This is a genomic window from Nonomuraea guangzhouensis (assembly GCF_019396345.1).
Classification (GTDB): Bacteria; Actinomycetota; Actinomycetes; order Streptosporangiales; family Streptosporangiaceae; genus Nonomuraea; species Nonomuraea guangzhouensis.
The window spans coordinates 29,464-44,590 of sequence record NZ_JAHKRM010000029.1; the positions used below are offsets into that span (position 1 = coordinate 29,464).

14 protein-coding genes are annotated in these 15,127 nt (G+C 69.4%); 4 read left to right on the plus strand and 10 right to left on the minus strand.

Annotated features, from left to right (window positions below; translation table 11 throughout):
• Positions 1-131 precede the first annotated feature (131 nt).
• On the plus strand, positions 132-512 hold the full coding sequence (locus KME78_RS45785) for a TraR/DksA family transcriptional regulator (protein ID WP_219536236.1): 381 nt from the start codon (positions 132-134) through the stop codon (positions 510-512).
• 246 nt (positions 513-758) lie between these two features.
• Positions 759-959 (plus strand): hypothetical protein, encoded by a 201-nt coding sequence (locus KME78_RS45790; protein WP_219536237.1) that lies wholly within the window; start codon positions 759-761, stop codon positions 957-959.
• Between the two features lie 257 nt (positions 960-1,216).
• On the opposite strand, the gene KME78_RS45795 is transcribed toward KME78_RS45790, so the two are convergent.
• The 5 genes from KME78_RS45795 to KME78_RS45815 form a co-directional block, all read right to left on the minus strand.
• Complete coding sequence (locus KME78_RS45795) at positions 1,217-1,459, minus strand: type II toxin-antitoxin system VapB family antitoxin (RefSeq protein ID WP_219536238.1); 243 nt, start codon at positions 1,457-1,459, stop codon at positions 1,217-1,219.
• Between the two features lie 17 nt (positions 1,460-1,476).
• Positions 1,477-2,310: a transglutaminase-like domain-containing protein gene (locus KME78_RS45800; protein ID WP_219536239.1), complete on the minus strand. Its 834-nt coding sequence runs from the start codon at positions 2,308-2,310 to the stop codon at positions 1,477-1,479.
• Between the two features lie 196 nt (positions 2,311-2,506).
• Positions 2,507-5,686, minus strand: a complete 3,180-nt coding sequence (locus tag KME78_RS45805; protein ID WP_219536240.1) for a S8 family serine peptidase — start codon at positions 5,684-5,686, stop codon at positions 2,507-2,509.
• 87 nt (positions 5,687-5,773) lie between these two features.
• Positions 5,774-6,769 carry a CU044_5270 family protein gene (locus tag KME78_RS45810; RefSeq protein WP_219536241.1) on the minus strand — a complete coding sequence of 332 codons (996 nt, stop codon included), beginning with the start codon at positions 6,767-6,769 and terminating at the stop codon, positions 5,774-5,776.
• Positions 6,762-7,277: an RNA polymerase sigma factor gene (locus KME78_RS45815; protein WP_246653382.1), complete on the minus strand. Its 516-nt coding sequence runs from the start codon at positions 7,275-7,277 to the stop codon at positions 6,762-6,764. Before KME78_RS45815 ends, KME78_RS45810 begins: the two co-directional genes overlap by 8 nt.
• A 216-nt stretch (positions 7,278-7,493) precedes the next feature.
• Here KME78_RS45815 and KME78_RS45820 point away from each other — a divergent pair, with 216 nt between their 5' ends.
• Positions 7,494-8,165 (plus strand): dienelactone hydrolase family protein, encoded by a 672-nt coding sequence (locus tag KME78_RS45820; RefSeq protein ID WP_246653383.1) that lies wholly within the window; start codon positions 7,494-7,496, stop codon positions 8,163-8,165.
• Positions 8,166-8,216: 51 nt separating this feature from the next.
• Here the strand turns inward: KME78_RS45820 and KME78_RS45825 are convergent, their stop codons facing one another.
• Positions 8,217-8,774 (minus strand): TetR/AcrR family transcriptional regulator, encoded by a 558-nt coding sequence (locus KME78_RS45825; RefSeq protein ID WP_219536243.1) that lies wholly within the window; start codon positions 8,772-8,774, stop codon positions 8,217-8,219.
• Positions 8,775-8,859: 85 nt separating this feature from the next.
• Here KME78_RS45825 and KME78_RS45830 point away from each other — a divergent pair, with 85 nt between their 5' ends.
• A complete protein-coding gene (locus KME78_RS45830; RefSeq protein WP_219536245.1) occupies positions 8,860-9,996 on the plus strand; it encodes an FAD-dependent oxidoreductase in 1,137 nt (378 codons plus the stop codon).
• Here the strand turns inward: KME78_RS45830 and KME78_RS45835 are convergent.
• Genes KME78_RS45835 through manD form a run of 4 tightly spaced genes read right to left on the minus strand, consistent with a single transcriptional unit; the run spans position 9,983 to position 15,079 of the window.
• Positions 9,983-11,023, minus strand: a complete 1,041-nt coding sequence (locus KME78_RS45835; RefSeq protein ID WP_219536247.1) for an L-idonate 5-dehydrogenase — start codon at positions 11,021-11,023, stop codon at positions 9,983-9,985. The genes KME78_RS45830 and KME78_RS45835 overlap by 14 nt on opposite strands.
• Positions 11,020-12,402: an MFS transporter gene (locus KME78_RS45840; RefSeq protein WP_219536249.1), complete on the minus strand. Its 1,383-nt coding sequence runs from the start codon at positions 12,400-12,402 to the stop codon at positions 11,020-11,022. The genes KME78_RS45835 and KME78_RS45840 overlap by 4 nt, the downstream gene beginning before the upstream one ends.
• Complete coding sequence (locus tag KME78_RS45845; protein WP_219536250.1) at positions 12,402-13,874, minus strand: mannitol dehydrogenase family protein; 1,473 nt, start codon at positions 13,872-13,874, stop codon at positions 12,402-12,404. The genes KME78_RS45840 and KME78_RS45845 overlap by 1 nt, the downstream gene beginning before the upstream one ends.
• Positions 13,871-15,079: a D-mannonate dehydratase ManD gene (gene manD, locus KME78_RS45850; protein ID WP_219536251.1), complete on the minus strand. Its 1,209-nt coding sequence runs from the start codon at positions 15,077-15,079 to the stop codon at positions 13,871-13,873. Before manD ends, KME78_RS45845 begins: the two co-directional genes overlap by 4 nt.
• Between the last annotated feature and the right edge of the window lie 48 nt (positions 15,080-15,127).

Genomic DNA, 15,127 nt, shown 5'->3' on the forward strand with positions numbered 1-15,127 from the left:
TATGACTACCACGCCTTGAACATTGTCTCTGGCGGAGACGACGATAGACCGGGCGAGGAATATCGTCAACAGCGGAGACAAAGTTTCCCGAGAGGCATGAGCGCGGGCTGAGGGGAAGGTGAAGAAGTGTGATGTCCGACCGCCATCGGGTGCTTTCCGCCTCAGAGCAGGCGACCATCCGAGAACTGCTCGACGCGGACCGCCAGAGGACCACGGCCCGCGTCGCCATCCTGGGCCGTGACCGGGAGGAGATCGTCACATCGTCGGCGCTGACCGCCTCCGACGACGAGCACGACCCCGAGGGAACGTCCACCGCCTTCGAGCGGGCCCACGTCCAAGCCCTCCTCGACCAGGCCCTGAGCCACCTCGCCGAACTGGACCTGGCCTTCGAGCGGCTACGCGATGGCAGTTACGGGAGCTGCGCGAGATGCGGGCAGCGCATCGCCTTCGAGCGCCTGATGATCCTCCCGGCCACCAAGACCTGCGTCAGCTGCGCCTCCGGCCGCCGCTGACCCGCGCCGGTGTCAGGGCTCACGCGGGCGCGCCGCCGTACCGCTGCCGCTGCGCGGTGGGGCCGACGATGTACAACAGGCCTCGTTGGTGCTGAGATTTCATCCTGTCTCTTCCTGATACAACGTCACCCCTGCGGTTATCCTGGCGGCATGAGTGCTCAGCCTGTCCACCCGCACGTTCCCGGGGAGTCCCGGGTTCCGCGTACCGTCGATGGGATCGCCACCGCCCTTCAAGGCGGGCGGCGGATGGAGTTCTACCGCGAACTCGGGACGGCGCCTCTGGACCAAGCCGAGGCGATCCTGCGCCGTTGGTGGTGTGAGGCGATGCTCGACACTGATCCCGATGCCGATCAGATTCGCAGCGCCGCGCTGGAGGGCACCTTGCCTGTCGTCACTTTCGCGGATGTCCTTGCTCGCCGTGAGCGGCAGGGCCTGCCCCTTGAGTGAGCCCCAAGAGGAGGGGTGGCCCTGTTATTTCTCCGAGGGAGTCGCGGGGCTCCTGGCGGATCCACAGATCAGCCCTACATTGTTCTCGGCAATAGTCGCGCTGTCCGTTGAGATCAACGAGACAAAAGGCGATGTGTCCGGACATACTGCTTCTGCTCAGTGGCCGCAACAGTGCAGGGTCCCGCTCGGTAAGGATGGACACTTGGGCGTCGCCGAGTACGTCGTCGTGGCAGATGCGGCAGAGCCGCACTGCGTCATCACCCGTATCCAGCTGTATTAGATGAGGCGTCTCGTGCGCCATCACCCTTGCCCAGGACCGAGAAGTCGATCTCACCCTCCGCGACCATCGCCCGCATACGAGCCACGGCCGCTGCCCGTCTGTGTCGGTCAACGACCTCTCGTAGAGCAGTGTTGACCGTGTCCTCCCTGGATGAGGTGCCGAGCAGCTTCGCGGCTTCGGCCAGTGCTTCGTCATCGAGGTCGATCAGGGTTTTGGTCATGATGCCACCTTGCCTTGTCAGCGGATCATGTGCGTCGGGACTTCAAGGTCTTCGCTCTCGTAGAGCCGAGCCATGGCCTCGGGGTCGTCGGCGGCGCAGGTCGTGGCGATCGCGTCCATGAGCGAGTCGTAATCGGGACCGGTGGCGCCCTGGTAGGAAGCCTCCATGCGGCCCCATTCGTCCCACGGCAGCATTTCGATCTTCTGAAGGGCCGCCAGGTCGCGGATCGCGTTGCCGCGGATTTCGCCGACTCCCCACGCGTGCGCGACTCCCGCGACGCCGAACGAGTCAGGGTCGGCCGCGCCTTGCCGATAGAGGCTCCAGGCTTCGCCGCCGGTCAGGAACTCTCCGTCGGCCAGGTCTTCGGGGGCGGCGACCAGGTTCTGGCCGCCGAGGATCTCGGTGTCGATACGGACCCAACGGTGCTCGTCGGTGTGCCAGTACTCCGTGATCCAGTGGTCGACGCTCTTGCCGGGGACGAAGTACGTGGCGAAGCCGCAGCGGGCGCGAGCCGGGATGCCCTGGAGGCGGAGAAGGGCGCAGCTGAGCAGGGCGAAATGGCGGCACGTACCTACTACTCGCAGGTGCGCGGGGCGTGGGACATCCAGTGGAGCGGGGTCGAGGCTGGTGAGCGATCGGATGATGTCGCTGATGCCGCGGAGGCTCTTCTCGGCCAGGCGTTCCTGGGGGACCGGCAGGGAGGCGGCATCGTGCGGTTGGATGACGAGGCCTTGGGCGATCTCGCAGATGTCGACCGGGGTGATCGGCAGACGTTTGGTGAGTGGCAACTGATCGGCATCAAGACGGGTGAAGGGGCCCGGACCGCTGTAATCAATTGTGCTCGCCGCCATCTCCGACCTTCCTGGCTGGGTAACGATCTTCATTCGCGCGGTTCCAGTTTGCCCGGTAACGAGCGCAGATCTCGCGTCAATCCTGCCAGAGTTGGCCGGCGTGCTGCCGAACCGGTTGCCGCCTGCCATCCGGGGCCCGCCAAGACCGCTCCCCGATGTTCTGCGGTCATCGGGGAGCGGTCACGGCGTGAGTGGCCTACCCGACCGCGTAGGCGCGGTGAATGGTCTGGCTGACGGTGCTGCCCGCGGTGTCGCTCGACGTGGCGCGCAGGGACACGAAGCCTGCCGTGCGCGGATTGGTCACCCGTGCCGTCCAGCCCGATCCCTCGGCCCTGACTGGGATGTTCTGCCAGGTCGCTCCGTCATCGACGGACATCTGCAGGCGGATGGACTTCACGGCCGCCGAGGGAGCTCCAGGGTTGCGTTCGATCCAGATCGGTAGCCGGGTGGATGATCCGGGCTTGGCGCGGTTGTACTCGTCCAGCCCCGTCGGAGCGTAGCGGACCGCTGTCAGCGCGAGCGCTTCCCGCGTCGAAGTGCTCGCCGAGCGGAACGTCCACGTTGATTCCACCTTGGTGGACAGCGTGGAGTACGGCACCTGCCTGCCGGCCGTCGCGCTGAGCGTGTACGTGGCGGGCTCCGCGGGGAGGTCGGCGGTCAACCGGCACGCATCCGAGTCCCACAGCCCGCACTTGGTGTAGTCGACCTTGGAGATGACCTGGTCGCCCTTGGCGAGGCTGATGGTGCCGGTGGCCGCGCCGTCCATGCCGACCCGGCCGGGCACGCCCTCGGAGAGCAGCCGGGCGCCGTCGAAGGTCACCGTGTCCTTCTCCCGCCAGGCTCCCAGGGTGGCGAAGGACGGTCCGCTCACCGCGACGCCCCACGTCTGCCGGTCATCGCCGCTGCCGATGGGCTTGGCGGCTCCCATGACCATGGACTCGCCGACCTGCAGAGCGCTGGACCACTTGTAGCCTCGCGTCCGATATTCCGTCAGCGTGCCCGGCAGCGGCACGTCCTTCGTAGGAGTCAGGAATCCGTCCGGCATGCTGTCGTCGGGGACGACCGCCGCGAAGTAGTCGCCCTTCGCGGCCGTTCCAGCACCGCGGAAGGTCGTGGTCACCTTGTCCAGGTCTTTCACCCTGGCTGTGTACGTCGGGTCTTCGGGGATGCCGTCGCGCCGTTCGTCCACCAGGTCGTAGCGGTACGGGGTAGGAGAGGCGTCCTTCTTGTGAAAATGCATCCTGGTGACGTACTTCAGTCCAGGTTGCTTGGAGGCGAGCACGAAGTACCTGGCGCTCGGATCCGGGGCGCCTCCGGACCAGCCGAGGCCCCACGAGCCGTTGATCACCCACATTTCGACCCACCCACTGGTGACGGCGGTGGGATCGTCCACGGTGAACCTGATCGGTTTGGCCTTGCGCGTGTCGAGCACCACCTCCGTATCGTGTTCGGCGACCTTCACCGGCAGGTGCGTGGTGGTCACGCGGTCGTCTTCGTAGATGTCCACGTACAGGTTCCAGTCACCGGCAGGGAGCCGGTAGGTGTCCGACGCGTCGCCGGCCAGGACCATCTGGTGGCGCTCGCCCTTGCTGTTGTAGAACTGCCCGACCGCGTCAGTGGGCCTGCCGTCGGCTCCGAGGGCGCTGACCGTCACGCCGTAGGATTCCGGCTCGGCGTACGCGGTGGCGACGGTACGGACGAGGAGGTCACCCGATCTGGCCGTGATCGTGCCCGGGTAGTCACCCGGTGTCTTGCCGGTCACATCGATTGTCACGGTGACGGATGCCGTGCCCTTGGCGGGTACGTCGACCCGCTGTGCCGAGGTGCGCAGCACGGTGCTGTCCACGGTGAGGTCCAGCGTGACCGGAGAGTCGCCGGCGTTGGTGTAGGTGATCTCCTTGGTCGCCTGTCGCTCACTGGATCCGTCCCAGCGGAAGACCGCGCCGATGTTCGCGGGAGTGGCGAAGACCTGCTGGCCGATCGCGCGAACCACGTCGACGCGCCCGGCTCCCTGGTCGAAGTGCGTGGCGCCGGCCTGCGGAGCGGCGCTGCCGATGAGCGCGGCCTTGAGCTGCGCACCGCTCCAGTCCGGGTGCCGCTGGGCGAGGATCGCCGCCGCGCCCGCGACATGCGGCGCCGCCATGGAGGTGCCGCTGTGGGTGACGTAGAGACCGTCCGCCGTGCCCTGCGCGGCCGCCGCCGTGATGTCGACGCCGGGAGCGGTCACGTCGGGCTTGATCGCGTGATCGCCCGATCTGGGGCCGCGGCTGGAGAAACTGGCCATCCGATCGGACTTGTCGACGGCGCCGACCGTCAGCGCCGCGTCGGCGCTGCCCGGGCTGTTGATCGAGCCGGGCGATTCGTCGTTGCCCGCCGCGATGACGAACAACACCCCGGTACGCTCCGACAAGGTGTTGACGGCCTGTTCCAACGGGTCGATGCCGGGGCTGTCGTAGCCGCCGATGCTCATGTTGACGATCTTCGCCTTGACCTCGGTGGCGGCCCACTCCATGCCCGCCAGCAATGCCGATTCGCTGGCGAATTCCCCGCCGACCTTGCCAAAGGCGATCTTCGCGCCCGGTGCGACACCCCGATACTTCTCCCCGGCGCCCGCCACGATGGAGGAGACATGGGTGCCGTGGCCGACGTGGTCGGTGGTGTCGGGGTCGTCGGAGAAGTTCCGCGACTGCGTGACCACGTCTTTGAGATCGGGGTGGGTGGCGTCGTAACCGGAGTCCAGCACGGCGACCGTGACACCGGCTCCGGTCAGCCCCTGTTGCCACGCCTGTGGAGCTCCGATCTGCTTGACGCTCTGGTCAAGGACGAAGGGGCGCTTGCCGTCGAGCCAGATCTTCGACTTGCCCGCGGCCAGTGATCGGGCACTGCCGACCAAGCCCTGCCAGGTCTGGCCGGTCTTGGCCTTGACGACGCTTACGCTGGCCAGTCCCAGTCCGGCCAGTTCCGTGGCGTCCTGGGTCCCGCTGAGCGCCTTCGCCGCCTTCCCCTCGGCGGACTGCACGATCAGCGGGATCTCCGCCTTCTCGGCGTCGCCGTACCTCCACGTGAGCAACTGCGTGACGTCGAACAACCGCTCGTCCAGCAGGCCCTGGGCCAGCAACCGTTTCGCGTCCTCCGGAATGATGTTGAGGTGGCCTTGACGGCGCTGGACATCGAAGCGGACCTTCCGGCCCGGCCCCGGCTCGATTCGGTAGCCGTTCGCCGCGACGGTCACCCGGTCGCCGGTCAGCAGTGTCACCGAACCCGACACCCCGGTCACGGGACGTACCGGCTCGGCTGCCTGCGCGGCGCTCGTGGCGCCGCCTGAGATAAGTGATCCCGCCACGATCATGGCGAGGGTTCCGTGGGTTAAGTTCATCTGCTCTCTCGTCGTCGATGGTTACTGCCTGGTCTCCGGTACGGCTGAGCGCTGATGGCCAGGGAAGCGGCCCGGCCGTACCGGTGGTCAGCAGGGGATCTTGGAGGTGGCGGCGTTCGCCGACAGCCGGGGGAGCCCGTCGGCCACGTTCACGGCGACCAGGGCGCTGGAGTTGACGGTGATCAGCCGGAGCTTCGGGTTGTTCGCCGTCTTCTCGTCAAGGTCGAGTCCCGCGACGGCGAACTTCTTCGGGTCGAGCACCTCGAAGCGCTCGCCGAGGTAGCGGTAGGTCTCGCGATCGAAGATCATGATGCTGCGGGCGCCGTTCTTCTCCAGCGTGACCCCGATGCCGGGACGGCCGATGGCGTCGACCGTCTCGGGGATCAGCTTGATGCCCTTGACCTCGGCGGCGATCTTGTAGAGCTCCGGGGTCACGCTCGGCCGGACCGCGGCGGCGCGGATCAACATGCTGACCGTGTTCCAGATGTCGGGCCCCCCGGCGGCGACCTTCTTGCGCATTTGGTCAGGGGTGATGCCGGCCATGCCGGCGTAGGTCAGCTCGCCGCTGGGTGCCTGCTCGCAGTCGGTCTTGAAGAAGCTGTCGCTCACCTCGGTCGTGTGGGGGAACGTGGCGCGTGGCATTCCCGGCACGTCCGCCCGGCTGGTTTCGCGCTCACGCAGCAACCACGGCTTGGGGCCTGCGGCGGGTTCCCAGCGCTCCTGCATGCGGTTGACCAGTTCGCCTTTGCCGTTCTGGACCTGAATCTGTTGCTGCTGGAAGAGGGTGTGGACATACTGGTCCGGCCCGGGCGTGAGGTCGCGCTGCTCCTGTGCCGCTTCGGCCGCCTGCCGCAGCACCTCCTGTGCGCTGGCCGGCGCCGCGCCCTGCAGGAATATGACCGTGCCCGCCGTCACCGCCGTCACCGCCACACCGGCCACCGCCAGCCGTAGCGATCCTGCGAATCGGCGGGTAGGCGGCCGCCGCGCCTCCTCCAGCAGGGACGCGCGCAGGGGTGCCAGGTGCTGCCGGTCCGGTTCGAGCTTGTCTGCCAAGAGCTGCTTGACCTGGGTCATTTCATCCATGGTTTGCCTCCAACGCTGTTCGGACCTGGGTTCTCGCCCGATTGAGCCGCGAGCGCACCGTGCCGACCGGGATGGACAGCGCTCTGGCCGTCTCCTCGTAGGTGAACTCCGCCCACGCCACCAGCAGCAGCACGTCGCGATCGCCCGGCTTGAGCCCGGCGATCGCCGAGACCAGCGGGCGGTTCACCGCCAGCGTCGTCACCCCGTCCTCCACCAGCCCGGCCGACGTCGGCCGGGCGCCGTCGAGCATGGTCGCCTGGTAGTGCGACAGCTCGGTACGGCGGCGATGGCGAATGACGTTGGTCGCGATGCCGTACAACCAGGGGCGAGCGTCGCCGTACCCGGAGTTGTAGCGGCGCCGATGCTGGAAGGCGGTCAGAAAGGTCTCCGAGACGACGTCGTCGGCAGCCTCGTCGCCGAGCCGTCGGGAGGCGAAGCGATGGAGCGCCGGGGCGTATCGGTCGAAGATCTCGGCGAAGACCTCCGGCTCGAGCAACGACCGGCTCATCAGGGCCGCATCCGCGCTCCCTGCGGTCGCTGTTGATCCCTCCATAGGCAGCCTTTCCATGCGAATTCGGGAACACCCGTACTTGACGTGAGACGTTCAGATGGTTCACGAAGCCGGGGAATCGGAGGGCTGCAGTACGCGTGATCCAGGTAATTCGCGTAAAGGGTGAGATAAGCGGTGATTGCCCAAGGGCGGAAAGGGGAGGAGACGCAGAGCATGCCCCCTGGGGAAGGGGAGACCGTGGACATCGCGGAAGCCGGGGTGCGGATCCCGGTCGGTGACGTGGCGCTGGACGCCGACGTCGCCGTGCCCGGTGAGCCGCGCGGGGTGGTGCTGTTCGCGCACGGCAGCGGCAGCGGCCGGCACAGCCCGCGCAACCGCTACGTCGCGGCGCAGCTCCAGGCCGCCGGTCTGGTCACCGTGCTGGCCGACCTGCTGACCGCGGCGGAGGAACGGCGCGACGCCGTGACCGGTGAGCTCAGGTTCGACATCGGCCTGCTCGCCGGCCGCGTGGCCGCGCTGACCGACTGGGCCGGGGGCGACTCCAGGACCGCGGGCCTCGGCATCGGGCTCTTCGGCGCCAGCACCGGCGCCGCCGCGGCCCTGGTCGCCGCGGCGGAGCGGCCCGATGTGGTGCGTACCGTCGTCTCCCGAGGGGGTCGGCCCGATCTGGCCGGCGACTTTCTCGCCGAGGTGCGCCAATCCACCCTGCTCATCGTCGGCGGCGACGACGCGGTGGTCATCGACCTCAACCGCTGGGCGCGGCAGCGGCTGCCCGGCGAGGTCCGGCTGGAGATCGTGGCGGGCGCGTCACACCTGTTCGCGGAGCCCGGCACGCTGGAGGAGGTGGCCCGCCTGGCCACGGACTGGTTCGTCACCCACCTGTGAAAGCCCGCCCCTGTGAAAGCCCGCTGGCATGGCCGAGCTCGGCGTGCTCGGCTATGCCGGGGCGGGGCCGGTGAGATAGCGCTGGATCGTCGGGCCGAGCCAGGCGACCGTCTCGTCGCCGGACATCTGCCGCGCGGGCGGGAAGGCGAGGATGTACCGCACCAGCGCGATGCCCAGAATCTGGGCGCCGACCAGCGCGGCGCGGGTCGGCGTCTGCTCGGGGTCGCCGGTCAGCCTGACGACCAGCGGGGCGAGTTGCTCGGCGAAGATGGCGCGCATGCGTTCGGCGACGGCCTCGTTGGTGACAGCGGTACGCAGGAGCGCCTGAAGCGCGTCGTCGGCCTCCCAGCGGTCGAGGAAATGGCGCACCAGGGCGGCGCCCACCTGCTCACGGTCGATGCCGGTCAGATCGGGCAGGCGCAGGTCGAACTCGGCCGCCACGGCGAACAGCTTCTCCTTGTTGCCGAAGTACCGCATGACCATCGCGGGGTCGATCCGCGCGTCGGTGGCGATGGCCCGGATCGTCGCCCGCTCATAGCCGTCCGCGGCGAAGCGCTCGCGGGCCGCGGCCAGGATGAGCGCCTTGGTCTGCTCCGAAGATCTCCTCATGTCAACAAGTGTAGGCCAACACCTGTTGACATCCAATTCGCCCGCGGTTAGCTTTATGCCAACAAGCGTTGACCAAGGAGGAGCAATGGATGCGGACGTACTGATCGTTGGGGCCGGCCCCGTCGGGCTCACCGCGGCGATCGTCCTGACCCAGCAGGGTCACCAGGTCACGATCGTGGACACGCAGGCCGAGAGCCTCAACACCTCCAGAGCCGCCGTCGTGCACCCGCGTACCCTCGAACTGCTCAAGCCGTACGGCGTGGTGCCGGCGATGACCGCGCACGGCCTCCACATCCCGCGCTTCACCATCCGCGACCGGGACCGCGTGCTCGTCCCGGTGCCGTTCGACGGCCTGGACACGCCCTTCCCCTACACCCTGATGATCTCCCAGGCGGACACCGAGGCGTTCCTCCTGGCCAGGCTGGCGGAGCTCGGCGGCAAGGTGCTGCGTCCCGTCACGGTGACCGGCATCGAGCAGGACGCCGAAGGCGTCACCGCCACCCTCGACGACGGGCGGCGGATCCGTGCCGCCTACCTGATCGGCGCCGACGGCATGCACAGCATGGTCCGGGAGAGCGCCGGGATCGCCTTCGACGGGGGCGCCTATGAGGAGTCGTTCACGCTCGCCGACGTGCGCCTTTCCGGTGGTGTTCCGCAGGACGAGGTCATCCTCTACTTCTCGCCCGCGGGGCTGGTCGTCGTCGCGCCGCTGCCCGGCGGGTCCTACCGGATCGTCGCCACGGTGGACCAGGCGCCCCAGCGGCCCGATGTCGCGTTCGTGCAGCGGCTGCTGGACGAACGCGGGCCCGAGGCCGAGCCCGCCGTCGTGCACGAGGTCATCTGGGGCTCTCGCTTCCGCGTGCACCACCGCATCGCCGGCACCTACCGCAAGGACCGCGTCCTGCTGGCCGGCGACGCCGCGCACGTCCACTCTCCCGCCGGCGGCCAGGGCATGAACCTCGGCATCGACGACGCCGTCTCCCTGGGTGAGGCCCTCTCCCGCGTGCTGCGGGGCGCCTCGCCCGACCTGCTCGACGGCTACGCCACCGGCCGGCGGCCGCAGGCCGAGAAGGTGGTCGCCCTCGCCGGCACGCTCACCGCACTGGCCACGGCCGCGTCCGGAATGCGGCTGCTACGGAATCTGGTCCTGAGGCTGGCGGGGAAGATCCCCGCCGTTCGGCACCGTCTGGCCTGGCAGCTGTCCGGCCTCAATCGCCGCTGAGCTCGCCCAGCCGCAGCATCACCTTGCTGCTGCCGCTCGCCGGGTCGGCGGCGACGGCGAGGGCCTCGGCGGCCTGGTCGAGGGCGAAGCGGTGGCTGATGATCGGGGAGACGTCGAGGCCGTCCCGCATCGCGTCCAGGGCCTCGTCGATCTCCTCGGCGAAGCGGTACGAGCCGATCCAGGTGATCTCCCTGGTCACCAGGTCGCCGAGGGCTGAGAGAGCGGGCGTGCCGGGGAGGTTGCCGACCTGGACGAGGGTGCCGCCGCGGGCCGTCGCCCGCAGGACGGAGCCGAGCGCGGCCGGTACACCTGAGGCCTCGAAGACCAGCTCGACATCCTGGGGGAGCGCCGCGCCGCCGCTGACGTCGAGAGTCTCGTCCGCGCCCATGGCCCGGGCGACGGCGAGTGAGGTCTTGGCGATGTCCGTGGCGATGACCGTGGCCGCTCCCCGGTGTTTCGCGGCGGCCACGACCAGTGAGCCGATCGAGCCGGTGCCGTTGACCAGCACGGTCTTCCCACGCAGGTCTCCGGCCCGGGACACGGCGTGCATCGCCACGGCCAGGGGCTCGGCGAGGGCGCCATGCTCGGTGCCGACGCCTTCGGGCAGCGGCCGGATCTGGGCCGCGCGGACCACGCGGTACTCGCTGAAAACGCCGTCGGTGTGGGGATCGAAGGCGGCCGAGCCGAAGTAGCGGATGCGGGGGTAGAGGTTCGTACGGCCGGCGAGCCGGTCGGGCAGGCGGCCGTCACCGATCAGCTCGGCCGGGTGCACGGTGACCGGCTGGCCCACCGCGAGACCGCGGACACCCGTGCCGAGGCCGGCGATCCGGCCGGCGACCTCGTGCCCGAGCACCAGCGGATGCTTGAGTACGGCGGTCCCGGAGGCCCCGTGCTTCCAGTACGTGATGTCGGAGCCGCAGATCCCGCCCCATTCCATGGTGAGGAGGACCTCTCCTTCGCCAGGCACCGGATCGGGGCGTTCGTCGATCCGGAGGTCGCCGGGGCCGTGCACGACGACGGACTTCATGCCGCGTCCTCCAGAAGGACCAGGTCGCGCCCGCGGGTCTCCGGGGCGAGGATCGTGGACAGCAGGGTGATGAGGGAGTAGACGACGAGCATCGCCGCGATGGGCCACCAGCTGCCGGTGACGGCGGTGAGGGTCGCCGCGACGACCGGGCCGATGGCGGTGGCCAGGATGCCGCCGATCTCCTTGGCGAGGGCGAGCTGGGTGAAGCGGGTCCGGGAGCCGAACAGCTCGGCCATCGTGACGCTCTCCAGCGAGAACAGGCTCAGGACGCCGATGTTCAGCCCGAAGATCATGCCCAGCATCAGGGCGGCCGTGCTGCCGGAGGTGATCAGCAGCATCATCGGGAACGCGAAGGCGACGGTCAGCAGGGTGACCGCGATGTACATGGGGCGGCGACCGAACCGGTCGCCGAGCAGGCCGACCAGCGGCACGGTGACGAACCCCAGCAAGGAGCCGTAGACGATGGCGCTGGTCGGGATCGACCGGTCGACGAGCAGCGTGGTGGCGAGGTAGCCGACGAGGAAGGTCTGGACCAGGCCCGAGTTGCCGGCCTGACCGAACCTCAGCCCCAGGGCCAGGAAGAACGCCTTGCCCTTGCGCTGCCGGAGCCCGGCCTCGAGAACGCTCTTGTTCTCCTGCTGGAAGACGGCCTCGGCCTGGGTACGGGACATCGCGACGCCGTCCACGACGTCGGGCCGCTCTTCGAAGACCGGGCTCTCCTTGAGGTTCCGGCGTACCCAGACCGCGAAGACCATGAGCGCGAAGCTCAGCAGGAACGGCAGCCGCCACCCCCACGAGAGCAGCTGCTCCTCACTGAGGACGGCGAGCAGGATCGCCCACAGGCCCGAGGCCGCCAGCGTGCCGGTGTTGGTGCCGAGCGACACCAGTGACGCGACCAGGCCGCGCCGCTTCACAGGGGCGTACTCGGCGAGCATGACCGTGGCTCCGGCGATCTCGGCGCCGGCCCCGAAGCCCTGGATGAGCCGCAGGACGACCAGCAGGATCGGGGCCAGGATGCCGATCACCGCGTAGGTCGGCAGGACGCCGATCAGCGTGGTCGAGGCGCCCATCAGCAGGATGGTGGTGATCAGGACCTTCTTGCGGCCGATCCGGTCGCCCATCCGGCCGAAGTAGATGGCGCCGGCCAGCCGGGCGACGTATCCGACGCCGTAGGTGGCCATGGCGGCGATCAGCCCGATCGCCGGGCTGACGTCCGGGAAGAAGATCTTGTTGAAGACGATGGCGGCCGCCAGCGAGTAGAGCTGGAAGTCCATGAACTCCATCGCCGTGCCGAGCCAGCCGGACATGGCGGCCCTGACGAGGTCCTGGGTCGTCCTTGTCACGGGGCCCGCGGGCTCCGTCTGTGTGCTGTCTTTCATCAGAACTCCGTGATCTCGCCGGCCCGCAGTGCGGGGAGCCGGGCGGCGGTGCCGGAGACGAGTGCGCCGTCCCCGGCCAGGTCCGCCGCGCCCAGCACGCTGAGCAGCCGACGGATGGTGTCTTCGTGATCGGATGTCTCGTGCCAGCAGGCGGCCAGTTCCGCGGCGGCGGGGTCCGTCGTGCCGAACAGTTGCTCGCCGTCGGCGGCGGGCCGGGTCGCGTTCGCCCAGGCGGCGAGCGCGAGCTCGAGCGTCGAAGTGCCGGCGGAGGCGGCGCGCAGCGAGCGGAGGGCGCCGAACCAGCGTTCCGGGATCTTCCGGGAGCCGTCGGAGCCGATCTGCCGGAGCAGGTGCCGCATCCCGGGGTTGCGGAACCGCTCGACCAGGTCGTCAGTGTACGCGGCCGGGTCCGGCCCGCCGGCGGGCAGTGTCGGTGCGAGCTCCGCGCCCAGGGCGCGGACCAGCCGTTCACCCCAGCCGGTCGCCATGACGTCGGCGATCGTCGCGCAGCCCGCCGCCGCCCCGAGGTAGGCCAGGGCCGAGTGGGACCCGTTGAGCAGCCGCAGCTTCGTGAGCTGGTACGGCACGACGTCGGGGACGAACAGGGCGCCGTCGAACTCCCACGGCGGACGCGGCCCGGCGAAGGAGTCCTCCAGAACCCACTGCCGGTACGGCTCACCGACGACCGCCACCTCGTCACGCACGCCGAGCGCGGTCCAGGCCGCCTCCAGGTCCGCGTCGGTCGTCGCGGGCACGATGCGGTCGACGATCGTCGCGGGGAAGGCGACCGAGGTGGCCAGCCAGTCCAGGACGGCCTCCCGGTCCGGCCACGACGAGGCTTCGACGAAACCGCGGACCACCGTGCCGAGCGCGGCGCCATTGGCGGCCATGTTGTCGCAGGACACGACGCTGATCGGGGCGCCGTTGACCCGCATCCGCGCGGCGAGTCCGGCGGCGAGCCGGCCGACGACCGTGGTCATGTCCGCCGTCCGCTTCGCCGCGAGGTCCGCGGCGATCTCCGGTGCTCCGGTGTCGAGCTCGCCGGTGCCGGGGTGGCGGTAGTGGCCGTTCTCGGTGATCGTCAGGGTCAGCACGGTGACGTCGGGGTCGATCAGCAGGTCGTCGACCCGCTCGGCGTCCGGGCGCAGCCCCAGGGCGTCGATGATCGACCCGACCGCGCGGGTGGCGGTGGCCGCCGGGTGGCGTTCGGTCACCGAGTACAGGCAGTCCTGGGCGCGCATCGCCTCGACCACCCGCGTCGAGTTCGGGGCCACGGCGACGATGCCCCACGGCTCGTCGCTCCGGGCTGCCGCGTTCTCGGTGTAGACCGCCTGGTGTGCCCGGTGAAAGGCGCCGAGGCCGAAGTGCACGACCCGAGGGCGGAGCCGCCGGGGATCGACGGCAGGGCGCAGCTCGGGAGGGATCCGGTCGAGTGTGGCGCGGCTCAGCGAGGGCGCCGTCAAGGTCTTCACCAGTCATGCACCGAACCGTCGAGGCGCCGCGCGACCGGCAGGTAGCGAGCCTCGTAGGGGAAGCGCGCGGCCTCCTTCTCGTCGTACTCGACGCCGAGGCCGGGCTCCTCCGACGGGTACAGCATGCCGTCGGAGAACGTCACTCCGCTGCGGAAGACCTCCGCGGTCTCGTCGGCGTGGCCCATGTACTCCTGGATGCCGAAGTTCGGCACCGAGATGTCGACGTGCACCGCGGCGGCGAGAGTGATCGGCGAGAGGTCCGTCGCCCCGTGTGAACCGGTGCGGACCTGGTAGAGCGCGGCCAGGTCGAAGATCCGGCGCAGGTGCGTGATCCCGCCGGCGTGGACGACCGTGGTGCGTACGTAGTCGATGAGCTGCTCGGTGATGAGGTGCTGGACGTCCCAGATGGAGGTCAGCGCCTCGCCCACCGCGATCGGTGTCGTCGTGTGCTGCCGGATGAGCCGGAACGACTCCTGGTTCTCGGCCGGGGTCGGGTCCTCCATCCAGAACAGCCGGCAGTCCTCGACCCGCTTGCCGAAGCGGGCCGCCTCGATCGGAGTGAGCCGGTGGTGGATGTCGTGCAGGAGGTGGAAGCCGAAACCGAACTGCTCGCGGACGGCTTCGAGGTAGGTCGGCGCGAACCCGAGATAGGCCTCGGTGTCCCACGGCTGCTCGTCGGGCAGCGAGGTCGCGGCCGGCTCGTACACCTTGCCCTTGCGGACCCCGTAGCTGCCGCCGACGTCCGGGACGGCGGCCTGGGCGCGTACGGCCTTGTAGCCGAGATCGAGGAACCGCTCGACATCGTCGAGCAGGGCGGGGACGTCCGCGCCGCTGGCGTGCGAGTAGACCATGACGCCGTCGCGGGATCGGCCGCCGAGCAGCTGGTAGACCGGCAGGCCGGCGACCTTGCCCTTGATGTCCCACAGGGCCGTGTCGACGGCGGAGATCGCCGTCATCGTGACGGGGCCGCGGCGCCAGTACGCGCCCCGGTAGAGGTACTGCCACATGTCCTCGATGCGCGCCGGATCCTTGCCGATCAGCAGGGGCACGAGGTGCTCCTGCAGGTAGCTCGCGACGGCGAGCTCACGGCCGTTGAGGGTGGCGTCGCCGATGCCGGTCACGCCGTCCGACGTGGTGATGCGCAGAGTGACGAAGGTCCGCCCCGGGGAGGCGACGAACACCTCGGCACGCTCGATCTTGCTCACAGGTCCCACTCCTTCGAACAGTCTTCAACGTGGTCGGCAGGCTGCGTC

Excerpts from the sequence above, each read along its gene's own strand:
- KME78_RS45785 (WP_219536236.1), top strand. The coding sequence starts at position 132 with ATGTCCGACCGCCATCGGGTGCTTTCCGCCTCAGAGCAGGCGACCATC.
- KME78_RS45790 (WP_219536237.1), top strand. The coding sequence starts at position 759 with ATGGAGTTCTACCGCGAACTCGGGACGGCGCCTCTGGACCAAGCCGAG.
- KME78_RS45795 (WP_219536238.1), bottom strand. The coding sequence starts at position 1,459 with ATGACCAAAACCCTGATCGACCTCGATGACGAAGCACTGGCCGAAGCC.
- KME78_RS45800 (WP_219536239.1), bottom strand. The coding sequence starts at position 2,310 with ATGGCGGCGAGCACAATTGATTACAGCGGTCCGGGCCCCTTCACCCGT.
- KME78_RS45805 (WP_219536240.1), bottom strand. The coding sequence starts at position 5,686 with ATGAACTTAACCCACGGAACCCTCGCCATGATCGTGGCGGGATCACTT.
- KME78_RS45810 (WP_219536241.1), bottom strand. The coding sequence starts at position 6,769 with ATGGATGAAATGACCCAGGTCAAGCAGCTCTTGGCAGACAAGCTCGAA.
- KME78_RS45815 (WP_246653382.1), bottom strand. The coding sequence starts at position 7,277 with ATGAGCCGGTCGTTGCTCGAGCCGGAGGTCTTCGCCGAGATCTTCGAC.
- KME78_RS45820 (WP_246653383.1), top strand. The coding sequence starts at position 7,494 with ATGCCCCCTGGGGAAGGGGAGACCGTGGACATCGCGGAAGCCGGGGTG.
- KME78_RS45825 (WP_219536243.1), bottom strand. The coding sequence starts at position 8,774 with ATGAGGAGATCTTCGGAGCAGACCAAGGCGCTCATCCTGGCCGCGGCC.
- KME78_RS45830 (WP_219536245.1), top strand. The coding sequence starts at position 8,860 with ATGGATGCGGACGTACTGATCGTTGGGGCCGGCCCCGTCGGGCTCACC.
- KME78_RS45835 (WP_219536247.1), bottom strand. The coding sequence starts at position 11,023 with ATGAAGTCCGTCGTCGTGCACGGCCCCGGCGACCTCCGGATCGACGAA.
- KME78_RS45840 (WP_219536249.1), bottom strand. The coding sequence starts at position 12,402 with ATGAAAGACAGCACACAGACGGAGCCCGCGGGCCCCGTGACAAGGACG.